Annotated in this window: 14 protein-coding genes; 10 read left to right on the plus strand and 4 right to left on the minus strand. The window is 54.5% G+C overall.

Going from position 1 to position 18,060, the window contains the following annotated elements; all coding sequences use genetic code 11:
• The first annotated feature begins 1 nt into the window (after position 1).
• The 3 genes from Poly51_RS29340 to Poly51_RS29350 all read left to right on the plus strand — a co-directional run bounded on the left by Poly51_RS29340 (position 2) and on the right by Poly51_RS29350 (position 5,275).
• On the plus strand, positions 2–2,599 hold the full coding sequence (locus tag Poly51_RS29340) for a DUF1592 domain-containing protein (RefSeq protein ID WP_146462507.1): 2,598 nt from the start codon (positions 2–4) through the stop codon (positions 2,597–2,599).
• Positions 2,599–3,861 carry a DUF1552 domain-containing protein gene (locus tag Poly51_RS29345; RefSeq protein WP_146462508.1) on the plus strand — a complete coding sequence of 421 codons (1,263 nt, stop codon included), beginning with the start codon at positions 2,599–2,601 and terminating at the stop codon, positions 3,859–3,861. Before Poly51_RS29340 ends, Poly51_RS29345 begins: the two co-directional genes overlap by 1 nt.
• Positions 3,862–3,946: 85 nt before the next feature.
• Positions 3,947–5,275, plus strand: coding sequence for a PQQ-binding-like beta-propeller repeat protein (locus Poly51_RS29350; RefSeq protein ID WP_146462509.1), 1,329 nt, complete (start codon positions 3,947–3,949; stop codon positions 5,273–5,275).
• A 292-nt stretch (positions 5,276–5,567) separates the two neighbouring features.
• Here Poly51_RS29350 and Poly51_RS31120 read toward each other — a convergent pair whose 3' ends face one another.
• The 3 genes from Poly51_RS31120 to Poly51_RS29365 all read right to left on the minus strand — a co-directional run bounded on the left by Poly51_RS31120 (position 5,568) and on the right by Poly51_RS29365 (position 7,045).
• A complete protein-coding gene (locus tag Poly51_RS31120) occupies positions 5,568–5,906 on the minus strand; it encodes a hypothetical protein (protein ID WP_222435952.1) in 339 nt (112 codons plus the stop codon).
• A gap of 15 nt (positions 5,907–5,921) precedes the next feature.
• Positions 5,922–6,149: a hypothetical protein gene (locus Poly51_RS29360; protein ID WP_146462511.1), complete on the minus strand. Its 228-nt coding sequence runs from the start codon at positions 6,147–6,149 to the stop codon at positions 5,922–5,924.
• 335 nt (positions 6,150–6,484) lie between these two features.
• Complete coding sequence (locus Poly51_RS29365; protein WP_186775901.1) at positions 6,485–7,045, minus strand: AAA family ATPase; 561 nt, start codon at positions 7,043–7,045, stop codon at positions 6,485–6,487.
• 171 nt (positions 7,046–7,216) lie between these two features.
• Here Poly51_RS29365 and Poly51_RS29370 point away from each other — a divergent pair, with 171 nt between their 5' ends.
• Together Poly51_RS29370 and Poly51_RS29375 are read left to right on the plus strand one after the other, a co-directional pair.
• A complete protein-coding gene (locus Poly51_RS29370; RefSeq protein ID WP_186775902.1) occupies positions 7,217–8,980 on the plus strand; it encodes a WD40 repeat domain-containing protein in 1,764 nt (587 codons plus the stop codon).
• 403 nt (positions 8,981–9,383) lie between these two features.
• The gene (locus Poly51_RS29375) at positions 9,384–10,103 is read left to right on the plus strand and encodes an ankyrin repeat domain-containing protein (protein WP_246114861.1); all 720 of its coding nucleotides are present in this window, start codon (positions 9,384–9,386) and stop codon (positions 10,101–10,103) included.
• A gap of 130 nt (positions 10,104–10,233) precedes the next feature.
• Here the strand turns inward: Poly51_RS29375 and Poly51_RS29380 are convergent, their stop codons facing one another.
• Complete coding sequence (locus Poly51_RS29380; protein WP_146462514.1) at positions 10,234–10,512, minus strand: hypothetical protein; 279 nt, start codon at positions 10,510–10,512, stop codon at positions 10,234–10,236.
• Between the two features lie 6 nt (positions 10,513–10,518).
• On the opposite strand from Poly51_RS29380, the gene Poly51_RS29385 reads away from it, so the two are divergent.
• The 5 genes from Poly51_RS29385 to Poly51_RS29405 form a co-directional block, all read left to right on the plus strand.
• Entirely contained in the window at positions 10,519–12,006 is a 1,488-nt protein-coding gene (locus tag Poly51_RS29385) for a hypothetical protein (protein ID WP_146462515.1), read from the plus strand.
• A gap of 108 nt (positions 12,007–12,114) precedes the next feature.
• Positions 12,115–15,303: a S41 family peptidase gene (locus Poly51_RS29390; RefSeq protein ID WP_146462516.1), complete on the plus strand. Its 3,189-nt coding sequence runs from the start codon at positions 12,115–12,117 to the stop codon at positions 15,301–15,303.
• 48 nt (positions 15,304–15,351) lie between these two features.
• A complete protein-coding gene (locus Poly51_RS29395) occupies positions 15,352–16,071 on the plus strand; it encodes a hypothetical protein (RefSeq protein WP_146462517.1) in 720 nt (239 codons plus the stop codon).
• Between the two features lie 153 nt (positions 16,072–16,224).
• Positions 16,225–16,824, plus strand: a complete 600-nt coding sequence (locus tag Poly51_RS29400; protein WP_186775903.1) for an RNA polymerase sigma factor — start codon at positions 16,225–16,227, stop codon at positions 16,822–16,824.
• A partial coding sequence (locus tag Poly51_RS29405; RefSeq protein ID WP_146462519.1) for a serine/threonine-protein kinase occupies positions 16,821–18,060 on the plus strand: 1,240 nt, incomplete at its 3' end. The genes Poly51_RS29400 and Poly51_RS29405, both read left to right, overlap by 4 nt.

The following is an 18,060-nucleotide window of genomic DNA, read 5'->3' on the forward strand; positions in this document are numbered from 1 at the left end:
AATGAGAGTATCGATACCACATTGTGCATCCGTCAATGTCGGAGCTGCGATCGCGCTCGTGCTTTTTATGCCGGGATTCAACTCTGCGAATGATCTGAGCCGCGGGTTGAACTCCTTCATCCAAGAATCGTGTCTCAGTTGCCATGACTCGAATACCGAAACCCGTCTCGACTTCACTTCGCTTGGCTACGACCTGGAAAACGATCAGGTTTTTCGAAAATGGGTTCACATTTTTGATCGCGTTGAGCGCGGAGAAATGCCGCCGGTAACGGAGGCTGCGCCGAGTGAAGAATCTCGTTCAGCCGCGCTGTCGCTACTCGAAACCGAACTCACACGTGTCAATCGTAGATCGCAACAGACACTCGGACGAGTTCCCTCACGTCGACTCAGTCGTCAGGAATACGAACATACGCTTCATGATTTACTTGGCATTGGTGGCAACTTGGCGAAGCATCTGCCGCCGGAGAACGAATCGGGAGCGTTTGATGTGATCGCGGCGACTCAGGAGATGTCGAGTGTTCACGTACGAAGTCTACTGATGGCAGCGGACCTTGCATTGGACGAGGCGATTCAGTTGGGACGGAAGCCACCGATGGCGGAACGGGAAATCGATTATTTCAATTCTCCCTATATTCAAATGTGGGTCGATCGGCCAGTTCGCCAAGGCGGTGGGACGATTTTCAAAACGGATCACGACGTCGTCACTTTTCGAGGTGAGAACTTCGTCTTTCGTTCTGACACGAACGGATTTCGGCCGCCGGTGGCGGGCCAGTATCGCGTTGCGATAACGGCTGCAGCACATCAACCACGGTCTTCCATCACGGTAAGTCTCAAACGCCAGAATGACCAACAGGGCGAGAGCGAGTTGCTTGAGGCATGGGATCTTGCGGGATCGGACTATCGAGAAGTGGAAACAATCACCTACTTGCGTCCAGACGATTCCATTTACGTCAGCGCTGACGAATTGGAGCCTGCACTCGACGGCGGCGTTATCTACAACTCACAACCGGCGAATACCTACGGTGGCGAGGGGGTCAAGATCCGACGCGTCACCGTCGAAGGTCCGTTGGAAAAAAGTTGGCCGCCGGAGCGCACACGAAAGTTGTTTTCCGGAGTTGAGTGGCAGGCCCGTAGCGAAAGTCGTCAAGACTTTCCAAACAACCGCAAAAACGACAAGGGAACGACCGAAAGTCTTGACGACTTTCGCTACTACGATCCAGTGCTCACGCGACCGCCGATCGAGCATGTCCGAGCGGTTGTCGCGGAGTTGGCTCCGAGGGCATTTCGCCGGAAGGTAAGCGACCAGGAGATCGATGCACTGGTATCGCTTGCCAAGCCCAGCCTTGACGAGGGCCGTGATTTCGTTGATTCGGTTCGGATCCCTCTTCGAGCCATCTTGGTTTCGCCCCAGTTGCTTTTCCTTGATAATCAAACAAAACGTAGCGAAAGTCGTCAAGACTTTCGGCCAACCTCCTCACACACCGAGCCCGCCGAAACTCTTGACGAGTTTCGCTACGAGAACGCGAAGAAAATCACGGACGATGCCCTTGCTAGCCGTCTTTCCTATTTCCTATGGCGAAGTCTTCCTGATGAAGAATTAGCCAAGCTCGCTACCGAAGGTCAGTTGTCGGATTCAATAACGCTGACTGCCCAAGTCGATCGAATGCTGGATGATCCAAAAGGTGACCGATTTGTGGACGAGTTCCTTGATCAATGGTTAGAGCTTGACCGTATCGACGTGACGACTCCCGATGCCTATTTGTATCCCGAGTACGACGACGTTTTACGGCGAGCCATGTTGGCGGAAACGCGTGAGTTTTTCGCACATCTGATCGATGAAAATCGAAGCGTCGAAAACTTGATCGACTCAGACTTCACGTTTCTCAATCGCCGCCTCGCGGAACACTATGGCATCATTGGTGTGGAAAGCGAGACGATGCGAAAGGTCAAGCTTGATCCGACGAGCGTTCGCGGCGGTATTCTGACGCACGCTTCGATTGCCAAAGTGACCGCAAACGGAACCGTCACGACACCGGTTAAACGCGGCAATTTTGTTTTGACCAATCTTCTAGGTCTTCCTCCCAATCCTCCTCCGCCAAGCGTCGGTTCGATTGAACCAGACACGCGTGGCGCAACGACCATTCGCGAGACACTTGAGAAACATCAAAAGCTCGAAGCTTGTGCCGTCTGTCATCAACGGATTGATCCGCCCGGGTTTGCACTGGAGTGCCTTGATCCAGTGGGGGGATTTCGAGATCGCTACCGCAATAGCAAAGGCGTCAAGCGAGAGATCAGCGCCGGGCTTCGATTCCTACACAAGGACTACGAACTAGGACTTCCGGTGGATACGTCAGGTGTTACAGCGGATGGCTTTGAGTTCGACGACCTTCGTGAGTACAAGCATCAGTTGCAAAAATCGACCGAACAGGTTGCCCGTAACGTTCTGTCGAAGCTCATTGCATTTTCGACTGGTGCAGAAATAGAGTTTGCCGACCGCGAAGAGATCGAACGAATCCTGCAGGAGACACGCGAGGATGGATATCCACTCCGAAGTCTCATTCATCAATTGGTCGCAAGCCACATTTTTAGGAACCGATAATGCACACTCCCCTCTCTCGCCGCGCTGCACTCAAGGCATCTGGAATCGCGATCGCACTTCCGCTGCTCGACTCAATGAATCGCGCGGTCGGTCGTGAAGTTGTATTACCGCCCAAACGAATGGTCACCATTTGCAACACGCTGGGATTGCATCCACCGTCATTGTTTCCAAAAACGCCGGGCAGCGATTACGACAGCACCGAGTACCTCGATTTGCTAAAAGATCATCGCAACGACTTCACGCTTTTCGCCGGCCTATCGCATCCCGACCAAAACGGAAAGCAACCGCATGACACGGAAATGACCTGGTTGACGGCGGCTCGCAATCCTGGTTTGGGTGGCTTTAAGAATTCCATTTCGGTTGACCAGTATGCTGCCGCGAATCTTGGTTATGCGACCCGATTCCCGTCGATTTCTCTGAGTAGCAATACGCAGAAAAGCCAGTCTTACACAAGCAACGGTGTGATGATTCCGGCTCAGGACAGGCCATCGACTGTGTTCGCGAAGTTGTTCCTTGACGGCAGCCCCGAGGAGGTGCGCCGCAGTCGCCAGAGTTTGGCAGACGGACGCAGCATTCTCGATAGTGTCGCCGAGCAGACCCGAGCACTCAATCGACAAACAAGTGCGAGCGATCGGCGACAGTTGGACGAATACTTTGATTCCATCCGCGCGGCGGAAGCTGACTTACTGGAAGCCGATGCATGGCTCGATCGGCCGAAACCTGAGGTCGATGAAAATCCACCGCAGGATATCTCGGATGCGGCGGACCTGATCGGCCGAGCGCGAACGTTGATGAATCTCGTTCCACTGTGTCTGCAAACCGACTCGTCGCGGATTATCACCGTCGTCATCCAGGATCACTTGGTGGTTCCCAAGATCGATGGTGTCACGGCGGAGCATCACAACTTGTCGCACCACGGGCAAGACCTGGAGAAAATCAAACAGCTCAAAATTATCGAAACCGAAATCCTCAAGTGCTTTGCCGATTTCTTATCACGGATGACGCGAGCTTCTGAAGCGGATGGTCGATTACTGGATCAAACTTCGGTGCTGTTTGGGAGCAATCTTGGCAACGCCAACGCACACAACCCCAGCAATCTGCCCATTATCCTTGCTGGCGGTGGATACCGTCATGGACGATACGTGGCCTATGACAAATTGAACAACACGCCTTTGTGCAATCTGTTTGTCAACGTTCTAAACAACATTGGAATCGAGACAGACACATTTGGCACCAGTACGGGAACACTAGAAATCCCGTAGCGAAAGTCGTCAAGACTTTCGGCCGACCCAACCCGCAATCAACCGAAACTCTTGACGAGTTTCGCAACGTCACCTGATACCAAACATGAAAAACGAATCCGCCCTGAACGCATGCCTTCTACTGCTTCTCTTCCAGGTATTCGCCTTCGGTGATTCCTTCGCGGACAACTGGCCTCAGTGGCGAGGCCCCGATGCCACGGGTGTTTCTCGGATCGCCAATCCGCCGGTTGAGTGGAGTGAAGACAAGAACATTAAGTGGAAGGTTGCGATCGAGGGTCGAGGAACTTCAACGCCGATCATTTGGAACGAGAAGGTCTTTATCTTGACGGCAATCAACACCGGGGTGAAAGACCCATCCATTCCCGACCCAGAGGACCAGCCCAAGACAAACTTCTTCGACATCAAGCTTCCCAACGCCCAGCACGCTTTTATCGTGGTGTGCCTCGACCGGAATACCGGGAAAGAATTGTGGCGTCAAGTTGCCGCGACAAAGATCCCCCACGAGGGAGCGCACAACGACAACGATTTTGCGTCGTCGTCACCGACAACCGATGGCCAGCGTTTGTATTGCTGGTTCGGATCGGCCGGGATGTTTTGCTATGACCTTGATGGCAGGAAGCTTTGGGAGAGAGATCTGGGCGAAGCCAAGGTTGGTTCCAGTCTTGGTGAAGGCTGCTCACCCGTATTGCATGACGGTAAGCTGGTGATCGTTCGCGATCATGCTGGCCAAAGCACCATCGAGGTGCTTGATGCGACAACTGGCAACACACTTTGGAAGCGAGAGCGAGATGAAGGCAACGCTTGGGCGACACCGCGCGTGATCCAGCATAGCGGCAAAACGCAAGTCATTACCGCGGCATCCGGCGCGGTTCGCAGCTACGACCTCGAGTCAGGCGAGATCATTTGGCAATGCAGCGGTCTGACTGGAAATGTGATTCCATGCCCTGTGGTGGACGGCGACTACGTGATCTGCATGAGCGGCTATGAAGGCTATGCCGCGATGGCGATTCCGCTGACTGAGACCGGCGATACTTCCGCCAGCGAAAAGATTCTCTGGAAACAGGATCGTGGTACGCCCTACATCCCATCACCGTTACTTTACGATGGGTTGCTCTACTACAACCAATCCAACCAGTCGATCTTAACTTGCCTTGATTCAAAAACAGGTGAAGTTGTCTTCGGCCCCGAACGGCTCGGCCAACTCTCAAACATTTACGCGTCTCCAGTCGGCGCCGCCGGTCGCGTGTACATCGTCGGCCGCAATGGAACGACCATGGTGCTTGATCGCTCCCCACAGTGCAAGGTGCTCGCGACCAACGAACTCGATGAGCGTTTCGACGCCTCACCCGCCTTGGCCGGCAAGCAGCTGTTTCTCCGCGGCGCAACCTATTTGTATTGCATAGAGAAAAACTGAATGAGTGTTGCTAAAGACAGTTCGCTTGTCCGGATGCTAACCCGTGGGGGCAAAAACCTCGAATGAACATTTCGGCCGTTGAAAATCGTGTTCGCATGGGTAGATGGGGAGCGACTCTCGGTCGAGTTTGAGTACATCGCAACGCCTCAGCTCTCGCGCGAGCGGGCTTATTTGTTCGGCAACGTCGCGAACATGCTAGCCGTCATTGCAACACATTGCCGCTCAATCACTTGCGGAGATGTTAGCGTAGAAGCGGCTACCACCCGAGCGGTTTGAGGGAGGTTCGGTTTGCTCAGGCAGCGTGCCGGTACGACAGCAGGTGGCCGCCGAGTTGCAAATCACAGACGACGTTGTCTTTGCTGAACTTGATCGGCACCGTGACCGCGTCGTCGCGAATCGGCGGTAGATGATCGCGGGATGAATGGCCGCGGCGTTGGTTGTACCAGCTTTGCGTGGTGCGAAGAATTCCGTTGAACACCCATTCGCCGCAGCTCTTGCAAGATCTTCTTGTAGCCAAAACCGGTTTCTTTGCGGATCCCAAGGATGGTCTCGCGAACGTCTTCAACAACCTTCGGCCGCCCCCACCCTTCTTCGCAGACTTCTTCGCGGGCGCCGGTGTGTCATCTTCCATCTTCCGAACCCAGCGTCAGAACGTCGAATACGAGACGATGGTCATCACATCCTTGATCTTCCCGCCCAGCTTCTTGCCGTGTTTGACCAGCGTGTTTCTTTCACGATTGTCCAGCGTGACGCGACCAGGTAACTTCGAGCGTAGGATCTCGTCCTCCGCCTTCAGGTAGCGAATCTGCTGGGCCAGTTCCTGCCGCGTCAGCGAAGCTAGCAGTGTCAAAAGCGGGTGGACAATGTTCGCCATCGTGCGACCAAAAGCCTCGCAAATCCGAGGACAATCGGAGTGGCAGAGTATTTGTACCCCGCCGAAGCGACGAGCCTACCGGCGGATCCGATTCCCGCAATCCAATCTAGCCCTCCGCCACGTAACTTCGCCGGCTTCGGCACCGCCAAGACCCGACAACCGTCACGTCTTTTCACGCAGCGAGTGTCGGCGATCCATGTCTCACTTCGTGCTAATCCGTTAACGCCACGAACAAACAGCGAACGGGTTAACACATGCTGTTAACCGAGCCAGCATCTAAACGCCCAAGCGTTGGGACCGAATAGACCAACCGAAGAATCAGTTTCGCCCGCAAGTCACGCTGTGACAAAGGTTTGCTCAATTCCACGAAACAGAGAATCGGCAGAAACTGAGTTGTGTACAGGGAGGTTTGTGGCGTGGTGTCGGCATGGCCGCAACCCTCGGGCTCGGTCAAACACTTGGTGCCACATTTGTTCGGGCGTGTAGTACTGATGACTCAGGCTTTGAACGTACAAACTCGACACCGAAAGCTCCTTGACCAACGCGCGAACGCAGTGCGTCTTGCCGTTTCCGGGCGGTCCAATCAGCAAAGCACCGCGACGCCAAGAAATCCCTAGGCGATTGTACCGATCCTCGGATTGCAAGAATGCGTTGAAGTCGTCGCGGATGGTCGCCTTCAAATCATCCGCCAGAACGAGGTCCTCAAATGAAGCTGACTGCGTGGCATTGTAGAGAGCCTCGCTGCGGTTCCATCGCCCACCTGAGAACACCAGGATCGCGTTGCCGGGAGCATGCGTCTTACGACTGACATCCAGGATGAACTCCTCGGCAATCTCAATGGACTCGGCAATGACCCAGTCGCGGTTGTCGCCGCCACAGCTATTCTCCCATTCCAAGTGAACGATCGAGAGGCGATGGTTTTTCCAGTTGACGGACCAAGTCGCTTGATCCTACGACGTGTAGAGTTGATCAAATTCCTCACCGCCCCAGTAGCGATACGATCCCGGACGAGGCGTCTTGTCGGGACTGAGTTCACAGAGATTCATTCTCGAAAACTGTTCCACCGATTGATCGTTGGCGGAGCAAGTCAAACGGTTTCCATTCTCGATGCCAAAACACTGCAAACGATTCAAACGCTGCACGGGCATGACGAAGCGGTGTGCTCCGTGCATTTCCGCGCTGACCGCTTGCAAGCGGTTTCCTGTGATCGCGGCGGTAGCGTGAAAGTTTGGAGTCTTGAGACCGAACAAGGCATGGCGGAACTACCGAGTGAGACCGAGCAAATCGCTGACGCTTGCTTTAGCCCCTCAGGCGATTGGCTTGCATGCGCCGAGGGAGTGTTCTGGGGACGTGAAAATCCAGGCGTGCTTGAGGTTTGGAATACGCATACCGGTCAGAGGAGTAAATTGGCGGCGCACACTGCCGGCGTTTTTGGTGTGGCGTTTCTTCCCGGTAAAAAGCAACTAGTCTCAGTCGGTGCGGATGGAGCAGCGATCGTTTGGGATTTGGAAAAAAAGGCACCTGTGAAAACGTTCGACGCGGAAACGCCGTTGCGATCGGTGAGCGTGTCAAACGATGGACAATGGATGGTAACGGGTGGGGAACAAGGACAGGTGATACTTTGGAACTTACACAGTGGCAGTAGGGAACAGGTATTTACATTAAGAAATCGCTGGACCGAATCAGTAGCGATTTCAGCGAATGGTTTGCTTGTGACCGGAGCTGATGGCTTGCATTGCAAGGTATGGAAGCGAACCAGCGGTGAAGTGCTCTTGCATGTGGAGCATCCAGACCTACGAGCGGTCGTTTTCAATCATGCCGGCACAGAACTGGCCATCGGAACTGCACGAAATGTCCAGATTTACGACACCTATGGTTGGGAAAAGCTTACTGACATGATCGCTCATCGTGGACCGATCGTAGGACTGGCCTTTGGCCCCGATGATGGAACTCTGGCCAGTCGAGCAGAAGATGGAACCGTCAAGCTTTGGGATTTGGCCACCATGCAGTCGATGCTAACCCTCAACGCCAACTCCCGCAGCCATCATCGTAACGCTCCGGTGTTCAGTCCGTCCGGTGATCTCATATTTGCCGATCATCCTCAGGATAGTGGCGCCGTGAGACTGTGGAGCACGCGCGGCCCGATCGTGCCGCCAAAAGTGGTCGACGGTGATGGAATGGTTCGCCGCATCAGCGAATCATTTTCGATCTACCAGCAATGGAGCGAAGCTTACTTAAGGTATGAAAGAGTACTCACTGTCGATCCTAAACATCCGGGAGCACGAATCGACGCTGCCTACGTTGCCTATATGCTTGGCGACGCAGAAAAATACAACCACCAGGCAACAGCAGCTTTTGCGCTTGCGCGTGAGTTGCCTGAAACGGAAGTACGACAACGTGGCCGTTTGGTACGTGTCGCTTGTCTCATGCCTGGTGCCGTCGATGATCTCGATGAAGCCATTAAAATCTCTACGGACGCATGGCAACAATACAAGACGATTTACGACGGACTTGCCTTGCTGTTTGCCCTAATGCGTGCGGAACGAAATGAAGAGCTGCTGGAACGCTCAGGAGAAGTGGAAAAGGTTGCACATCCGAAATTTGGTCCAGATATCAGTATCGTTTCCCATTTCAAATCCATAGCGATGTTTCGCTTGGGGAACATGGACGAAGCGAACGAAATGCTTGCGAAGGGAAATGAGGCTTTCACTCGAGGAATGCCCCGCATTGGAACTGGAAATAAAATCCCCACAGGTTACTTCGATTGGTTCGTTGCCGCGATCGCAGCCAAAAAGGAAGCGAATCAAGTTGCTTCAGAACTCCCTCATTGACAGTCTGCAGTCTCTATCGAGACGTTCTGCTTGGAAACTTGGAAGACGTTTTCATTGGCAGACACTCGCGAAATCACTTTGAATCGTCGCCGCTGTTTTCGAGACGTCATAGCACAGAGCGCATCGTAGAAAAACATTAATCTCACAATTCCGGAGTTTCCGAACTATTTGGTACTATTTGGTGCAAGTGACGCGATTCAATGTTGACCTTAGCCGCCCGTGTCAAACATGTATCAAAGACGATCTCCAAGCTAGTGGCTCATACCGATCACGTGGACGATTGCATGAAACAACGCGCCAGCGGTGCTGCGCCGTTCGAAGCACACATGAGCAACGAGGGTGCGAGCGAGTTATCCGAGGAAAGTTCCGCTTCCAATTCTCGCTCCGAGGCTTGCTGCTTTTAATGCCGCTGACTGCGATCGGCATCATTGGCTTTCAAGTGGCAACAGGCCCAAGTCTCGATCGACGGCTACTCCGAGCGTTGAAGGCAGACCGAACCCTGGCAACTAAGTTTTACCTCCTCTTGGGAGCCGATCCCGATGAAGGACATGGAGTTTCAAGCTACGATGGCAATGCATTGCATTGGGCAGCGTTCCGAGGAGACGACCTCGATGTCAAGAATTTGCTTGAGGCTGGAGCCACCGTGAACTGTTATGAGAAAGACGGATTTACACCAATCGTCTATGCGGCCAACAAGGGGCATTGGGAAATCGTCAAGATGCTCGTCGACACGGGTGCGGACCACCGCCAGACGGGAGCCGATGGCCAACGAGTTGTCGACTATGCGATGGAAGCTGGGCGACAAGATATCGTCAAACTGCTGACCAGCGAATCGTTTCCATCGAACTATTGGACCGTCGAAACGCGGGTTACCGCGCTGGATACGGGCGACGATGGCCTGCCGTGCAATCGTCTCTGGCAAGTTTATCGAACAGACCTTGGAAGTCCCGACAATCGCTGGGCCTATTCTGCTGGAGTGAGACGCTTTACCTCGATGAAAGAAACCGACGCAGAAGGAAATGATCAAACGATACGCGGTGTTACGTCGATCCGGATTGCGGACGACCAGAACTGGATCGAAGTCACCTTTGTCGACGGGACAGTGACACGCATGCCATTGTAAGTCGCTAAGCGATGTATGATAATTCGTTTTCGTCGTGCGTAGTGCCTATGTACAGTTGGGCACGCGCTGTAACCGGGAGGCAATTTGTCTTTCGCCAAGAACCGAAAGCCCTCCGGTTAACACCCCGCTGTTAACCGACCGTTCCGAATTTCGCGAGCGTCCCATCCGCAAAAGCGATTGACCGAGCCCAACCGATTTGCTGCAATCCCTTTGAAAACAATGCGTTAGCGGGTTTCCCAAACCGAGACTCTTTCCGGAGAGCGTTGGGTTCGGGGAGGATATTCCATCCCCTGACCGGGAAGCCGTATCCAGAGAACCGACTGTCCATCTTTCGCGAACCAAGAACCGGCGTCGGTGGATCTTTGGTGTGACGACCGTTGCTGCTGCGACGCTGGTATTGCTGATTCATTTCAGCATGACATCCGTTAGCTTGGCCGATGTCGCTCAAGCGGTCAGCCGAAAGCCGTGGATTCACATGACGCTGCGTGGAACGGCCAAAGGGACTGCGGAACGTGAAGAGGAAGTTTGGTACTCGCCGATTCGCAACGTGTCGGCAACTCGGCACAACGAATGGACGAAATTCAGTGACCATACTCTCAGGGTCTTCTATTCCTACGAAGCTACCGAACGCGTGTTGTACCGGGTTCCGGAATTCGACAAAGGGCAACAGAGCCGACTAGCTGATTTCGTCGAAGCCTTTTCCTTGCTGCTAGCGAATGGTTCGGCACCGGACGACCCGCTAGCGAAACTGGAATTCCTGGGAGAGCGTCGTGATGGCTTAACGGTCGAGAATCAAAAAACGCAAAAGGTCACAGAGACTGGTCGCGAATGGCTGGACTACACACTGACGCTAATAATTCAGGGCATGGAGCAGCCGATCAAGGTCTTGTTTCGAGTCGATCCGATTTCAAAGCTGCCGCACCTTGGTCGCGCCACCGGACAGCAAAACGGCCAATCGTTTTCGATGGAGGCTACATTCGATTATCCGGAAACAGGGCCTGAGGACATCTACGCGATGGGCGTTCCTCGAGATGCGAAATTGGTTGATCGAGTTCCGAAGGATGATTTGGCCAGATTGATTGCGGGCGTCGCAGCAGGACGTGTGCGGTTCGACGACTTTCGCGCCGTGGTTGTACATACTCATGGAAAGGGGCCTTCGTGGAGAAACCACCAGGTCGAGGTCGTTCACCGCAAAGGAAATCGCATCCGTCGTGACTTTGGGTTCTTTGAGGTAGACCCAGTCGAACCGCCGCAAGATGCTGACATGAGAAAATGGTGGACCGGGCGCGCGAAAGAAGCCCAGTACCAACCAGCCAGTATTGCGATTGCCGGAGTCGAACGGATGTTCGATGTGCGGACGATCAATCAGCCCGATGGAAGCCAGCGTCGGGAAGCGGTTGCTGGACGACCCCTGGGAACAGGGATTGATGCTGAGCAATGGATACCTTCCTTCTATACGCTCACGCCAGACTACGCAGGTCGTCCTCCGCTGGGCGTCCCGAGCCAGAACAAGGAGGCGATCATCGAGCCCGATCGAGGTGATGGCCCAGAAGGGACCGTGTTGCTGCGAGTTGCTACCAGTGGTCGCTCGGACTCTGCGTCGAATCCAGCGGACAACAAAAAGCGTGCGTTGCCTGGAGGATGGCGATTCTGGATTGACCCGGATCGTGAACACTTGGTGATGCGGTGGGACATGCACGGAATGTCTCATATAGTCGAGTCTGTCGCCCAATCGCCCAAAGGTCGCTGGTATCCAACTCGCGTGCGTCGTACATCTTCACGTCCCAAAGCCGGGGATGACATCACAGAATTCTACGTTGAGTTCGATGTGGAGATTCCTGACGCATTGTTTGATCTGGAAAAGCCATTGCCGGTGGAAGAGCTGTTTCCGAAGTCAAAATAGGCGGCAGGCTCGAACGGCTTAAGGAAATTTCAAAATAGGGCGCACCATCAATCGCTCGACAGGCTCCGAATAGTTTGACATACGGCAAATTTTAAGAGGGAAATTCAGATGACATCAAACACACCCATTCTGGCACTTCGGTTTGCCTTCTTGCTGGCCGTTGCCGTGTTTCTGGTTGTCAGCAAAAATGCGGTGTTTGCTCAGCAGCGATATCAGGCGATGTCGCTGAGCTTGCTGACCGAACTGCCAGAGCGGGACGGGGTTGCATCGCAAACTGCTTCGCAGCAGAAACCAAGTAGAGGCGAGTTGAAGCTCGCGGACGAAGCAAGGATCTCGCCGCCGTTTGCCTTCAATCGTGACGACAAATACGCGGCTCCCGATTTCGAGGCATTCTTTCCAGATGATCCAGAGGGAGGAAAACAGCTCGATGCGTTATTCAGCGGCTTGTTGGGTGGACATCACAAGCCGGAAGACGTTTTGGCCGCGATTCGCCAGGGACTCCGGCACACTCAGGTTTATCACAGCCAGGTGTTGGCTCAGGTCGGTGGATTCGTATGGGGCGTCAAACAGCAAAACCCGCAAGCGATCGAGTTGTTGTACCACGCTTCGGACGTTCGCGGGCCAGTGTCAAACGAAGGGATGTATTACGGGCTGACGGTACTGAAAAAACATCCGCTGAATGTCGTCCGAACGCTCGTCAATAATTACGAGCAATATGGTGGCCAGATGCAACGCCGGATCGGCTGTGGGCTGGAGACGTATGGTGGTTCATCGCAGTTTTCTGAAAAACTGGATCAGTTGCTTGAGCAATCGAATAAGCTCGGTGACAACGCTGTGATCGCCGCGTTGGAATTGCACGAAAAAGCCGTAGGTAAGCGATCACCCAGAATCGGCTCGCTTGCCAATCGCGGAAGGTTTGTCGTCGCGTTTACGCACCAAGACGTGCAGGGCGATCAGGAATTGCGTGAGCATCTGGAACGCTGTGTTGAGGCGAAGATGATCCTGTCCTTCGTAACGCGAATCGACCACGGAAAACACGTGGGTGTTTGCCTGCTGCAAGGCATCGGTGCGCGAGATCGAATGATCGAAAAGCTGGACGCCGATCCACGGACAGAGCTCACATTCAACGAGACCTTTTCTCCCATGGTGTTGAAAGTTCGGCAGCTCCGCGATTTAGCAGAGTTTCTGCCCAATGGCCTGCCCAGCGGAGCCAAGCCGCCTTATGCGCCACCGCCAGCGAGTGAGTCCTTCGCGTACAACGCAACCGACGGCTATCGGCCACCAGACTACGAGAACTTCTTCCCCAACGATGAAGCGGCAGGCCGACGACTCGAAGAGCTGTACAAAAACCGAGAGACCACCGAACTGACAGCACGACAACAACTTGAGATCTTCCGCGACGGACTCAAGACAGCCAACAATGGTGCCAGGATGTGTGGATGGGTGGCGTCAATTGCTGGCTGGCCGGAGGACCCGTTAGCGAAAGAGATTTTCTATCACGCCGCCGACCCGAAATCTCCTGACATGCTCAGGCGTTTCGCTGTCGACGCTGGCTTGAGCGGCAATTGGAATATGCCGCCAAACGTTCTGCGATTGTTCGCGGAACTTATCGTAACTGCTCCCCAGGACCCACGATACGCGAACAACCGAAGCAGTGAAATCGCTGGAGTACTGAAGACAGACCATCAGAAACTGGCCGTCGCAGCGCATCTCGACAAAGCTCTTGAACAGCACGAGAACTACCTGCCCGACAAACTCGCCCGGCTTACAGCAGCCTACGAGCAATTGACGCAGCGCAAGCCATCGAGCTACGAAGCGTATGCCGACAAAGGCGACTTCTTCGTCGCGTTCTCGCACAACTCCAACGACTTGCCGGCTGCGGTTTCTGAGTTTTGTGATGAGTTCTTTACGGGCAAGCCGTACTTTGTGCGATCCGTTGTCGGCACAGTCGGGAAGATGCGGTCGACTGCGTTCGCGATCGTGAGCGGGCATCGTGGTATGACGCAGTGCGTGGAAGACTTGTTAAAGAACAAGCAGCTTTCAATCGTGTTTGCTGGACCGTTAACATTGCTCGACGCCTCACCTGAGTGGAAGGCGACTATCCAGGGTGAGACTGCCACAACCTGGACTCCCGAGGAATATGCCGATGCGTTTGGACATCTCTATCGAACGCTGGGCAGCGAATATGCGCACTTTGACGTCAAGCAGATCGACTGGATAGCCGTTGGTAAGGAACTGCTACCTCGCAGCAAAATGTTGAAATCAGGCGAGGAGTTTTGTCTGCGTTGCCAGGAATTGGTTGCCAGGCTTGAGGACAGTCACGCCTACCTAATGCCGGGCAAACTGCAACCGACGTCTGCTCCAGTGCCGCTCTTTGATCCCGGCTTCGCCTGTCTGTTGGACGCCGATGGACGCCCCATTGTGTATCACGTCGATCGTCAATCTTCAGCAGATCAAGTGGGGCTGAAAGTCGGCAGCGTGGTAACGCATGTGGGCGAAATTGAGGCTGGCGAGCTGTTGGAACAAATCACAAAACAGACCAAACGCTACTCAGGTTACTCCAGCGATCGATACTTGAAATACCACGCCGCCCAGTGGATTGGCCGGCAGCGGGAGAAGGGTGCGCCGGTAAGACTGCGTGTTATAACCCCCGGCGGTGACGAAGCTGAACTGCGCATGGTTGCAGACCAAGGTGTCCGGTACCTGCCACGCTTGCCCGTTCCGATCGATGACATCCAAGATTCCGCCAGCGTGGCTTGGAAGCGACTCGATGAGGAAACCGGATATATCTACGTTCGTCGGATTCGCAATGACCTGATCGCTCAACTCGACGGGGCAGTCAAGGAGTTGAGCGATTGCGAAGGGTTGGTCATCGATGTGCGAGGAAACAGTGGTGGCGGATTTGATGCAGCACGATCGTTCCGCAACTTCGATCTGACGGATACGGCTGAACCTGATCGCCGCCGGTTTTCGGGGCCGATCGCTGTTTTGATCGACTCGCGATGCATCAGCGCCGGCGAAGGCTGGGCAAGTTGGTTTCGAGCGAACGGCCGCGCCAAGTTCTTCGGCACCACCACGGCAGGCGCCTCGTCTCGAAAGAAAACCATTGACGTTCTCGGCGGCGCGTACCGCGTGATCTACAGCGTCAAACCCTATCGCGGTTTCCTTGACCGTCCCATCGAACGGCTAGGCATCGAACCCGATGTCGTTGTGCATCACACGGCGGAGTCGATCTCACAAAGTAAAGATCAAGTTCTCATGGCGGCCCGTCGGTATCTTGCAAAAGAAAAAGAATAGTTCCCTTCGCGATTTGTGACCTACACGAAAGAATGGTGTAAACACGGCATGAGAATCGCTCAACGACTCACACCGACGCTGCTCTATTGGCTACTCGTTTGCGTGGCCTTTGGACTTGGTTTGGCCGTTCCCGCAATTCTCCAGTGGACGGGAATGCAGCAAAGTCGGACGCCGCCGCTCGTTCCTGCAACTGCCATCGCTTTCGTCATCGCAGGTCTGGCGGTTTGCCTCTCGCTCACCTACCTACCGATCCAACAAAGCGAACTCGATGCCGAACCAAGTCGACCGATTCGTTTTGACTTGCGCACGTCGCTATTAATGACGATGGTAGCGGCCATCATCATCGCCGCCCTCGTCAAATTCACGACCGTGGTGAGCGGTGTGCTGTTCGTTTCCGCGTTGATCTACACAATTCGAGTCGCCGTGCGAGATTCTCGCTTTCGCTTGCCAATCGGCGTTCTGTTTGGCTGCATGTATCTTCCATATGCATGGCTCGTTGGGCACATGGAGCTTGGTCGGTTGTGGATCGCATTGCTGTGGATGCCCAGCGCGATGCCAACGCTACTCCCCGCAGGATTTATCTCGCACTTGTTGGGGCAGCGAATGCCGGAGGCCTTCTGGCTAGCAATTTTGCTGACAACCACCGAGCTGCTCGTCGGGACATGGATCATCCGGCTGGGTCCCAAATGCACGATCACGTTTCTCGTCTTTGTCTTGCTCACTGCACTGTTCAGTTCGTTCGCGTTTCGCTGCGCGGTGCTGGCGTAGAAACGGAAAGGCAAAATAGCCTCGAGTTGGCAAGGAGTTTTGGCGAAACTCCGGTGGGCGAGCCGAGCTGTGCAGATGTCTTACCTGACAGTTTCAGAAGTTTTCTGACAGAATGCTGCTGGGGATGTGTTAGTCCCTGTAGGAGACCATTTTGTGAGCGAATTCCCTGAAACACGTGACAGCCTGCTGGTGCAGGTTCGAGACCCCGGAAATCGGGATGCGTGGGAGCGGTTCGCCTCAATTTATCGGCCCGTCATCGTGCGAATCGCTGTGTCGCGCGGATTGCAACACGCGGACGCGCAGGATTTGTCACAGCAGGTGTTGATGGCGGTCGCGGGAGCTGTCGGCGATTGGGAAAAACGTGACGAATCGACGAAGTTTCGTCATTGGCTCAGCCGCGTCACGAAGAATGCGATTCTGAATGCCCTGTTGCGGACGCCCAGAGATCAAGCCGCAGGTGGGTCGTCTGTTGAGAATCTCTTGCAGGAAATCGTTGATCCCGATGGAGCCACGACGGCGCTGATTGAAACCGAATACCGCCGCGAACTCTACCAGCGAGCCGCGAACACCGTACGCGTTGAATTTCGCCCCGAATCATGGCAAGCATTTGAAATGTCGGTTTCGGGCAACGTGTCGATCGAAGAAGTCGCCAAAGCGTTTGGCAAAAGCATCGGCGCAATCTATACCGCTCGCAGCCGAATCATGTTTCGACTCAGCGAAGTGATTTCAGAACTTGAGGAACAGAATCAATGACCAACACACAATCACTGTGCATCACGCCCGACTATTTCCTCGCGTTCCTACGCGGGCGGCTCAGTGATCGTGAAGACAGCGAATTGCAATGTCACTTGGATACGTGCGAGTCGTGTCGACTGCGATTGGAGACCACAGCCGCCGACGCGCCTGCTTGGAAAGAAGCTGAGCGATTCTTGGGAGCAACTTCCGAGCGACATTCCGATGACGATTTGTCGGTTGATAGCGTGAGTCGGACGTCACTACAGATCGAACAAGTACTCCAGTCGCTCGGCCCCACCGACGACCCACAATCGCTCGGTCGCATTGGCGGCTATGAAGTCACGGGGGTGATTGGCGCGGGCGGGATGGGCGTGGTGCTGAAAGCTCATGAGCGGGCGCTCGATCGCATTGTGGCCATCAAAGTGATGGCTCCCCATCTCGCCAGCAGCGGGTCGGCTCGCAAGCGGTTTGCTCGGGAAGCCAAAGCGGCCGCAGCGGTCATCCACCCCAATGTGATCGCCATTCACGGCGTATCGAACGAAGGTTCCCTTCCGTATCTGGTGATGCCATTCGTGGGCGGCGATTCGTTGCAAAAGCGACTGGATCATGATGGTCCACTAACGACGACCGAAGTGTTGCGAGTCGGCAGTCAGATCGCCGCTGGTCTGGCAGCAGCCCACGGCCAAGGTCTCGTTCACCGTGACATCAAACCCGCCAACATCTTGTTGGACAACGGGGTCGAACGTGTCTCAATCACTGATTTTGGACTCGCCCGCGCCGTCGACGACGCAGCGATGACTCGCACCGGTGTCATTGCTGGCACCCCGCAGTTCATGTCCCCCGAACAATCGCGAGGCGAATCCATCGACCACCGCAGCGATCTATTCAGCCTTGGCAGCGTGCTGTACGCATTGTGTACCGGACGCGCTCCCTTCCGAGCGGAAACAAGTTACGGAGTCCTGCGCCGCATCACCGATGACGAGCCAAAACCGATTCGTGAAATCAACGCTGACATTCCCGAGTGGTTGTGCGCGATCATTAGCAAACTGATGTCAAAGCTGGCCGAAGACCGCCACGCATCAGCGGACGAAGTCGCCGAACTACTCGAAGACTGCCTCGCCCACGTTCAGCAACCAACGACCGTTCCTTTGCCGAAAGCGATGGAGATGAATTCGATGCAAAATCGCATGAACTTAGTTCCGAGCCAAAACAAGCCTGCGTTTCTTTCAGTGGGCCTGGCGTTGGCAATTATCC

This window comes from Rubripirellula tenax (genome assembly GCF_007860125.1).
Taxonomy (GTDB): domain Bacteria; phylum Planctomycetota; class Planctomycetia; order Pirellulales; family Pirellulaceae; genus Rubripirellula; species Rubripirellula tenax.

Coding starts and splice junctions, on each gene's coding strand:
- Poly51_RS29340 (WP_146462507.1), top strand. CDS start 2: ATGAGAGTATCGATACCACATTGTGCATCCGTCAATGTCGGAGCTGCG.
- Poly51_RS29345 (WP_146462508.1), top strand. CDS start 2,599: ATGCACACTCCCCTCTCTCGCCGCGCTGCACTCAAGGCATCTGGAATC.
- Poly51_RS29350 (WP_146462509.1), top strand. CDS start 3,947: ATGAAAAACGAATCCGCCCTGAACGCATGCCTTCTACTGCTTCTCTTC.
- Poly51_RS31120 (WP_222435952.1), bottom strand. CDS start 5,906: ATGGAAGATGACACACCGGCGCCCGCGAAGAAGTCTGCGAAGAAGGGT.
- Poly51_RS29360 (WP_146462511.1), bottom strand. CDS start 6,149: ATGGCGAACATTGTCCACCCGCTTTTGACACTGCTAGCTTCGCTGACG.
- Poly51_RS29375 (WP_246114861.1), top strand. CDS start 9,384: ATGCCGCTGACTGCGATCGGCATCATTGGCTTTCAAGTGGCAACAGGC.
- Poly51_RS29380 (WP_146462514.1), bottom strand. CDS start 10,512: ATGAATCAGCAATACCAGCGTCGCAGCAGCAACGGTCGTCACACCAAA.
- Poly51_RS29385 (WP_146462515.1), top strand. CDS start 10,519: ATGACATCCGTTAGCTTGGCCGATGTCGCTCAAGCGGTCAGCCGAAAG.
- Poly51_RS29390 (WP_146462516.1), top strand. CDS start 12,115: ATGACATCAAACACACCCATTCTGGCACTTCGGTTTGCCTTCTTGCTG.
- Poly51_RS29395 (WP_146462517.1), top strand. CDS start 15,352: ATGAGAATCGCTCAACGACTCACACCGACGCTGCTCTATTGGCTACTC.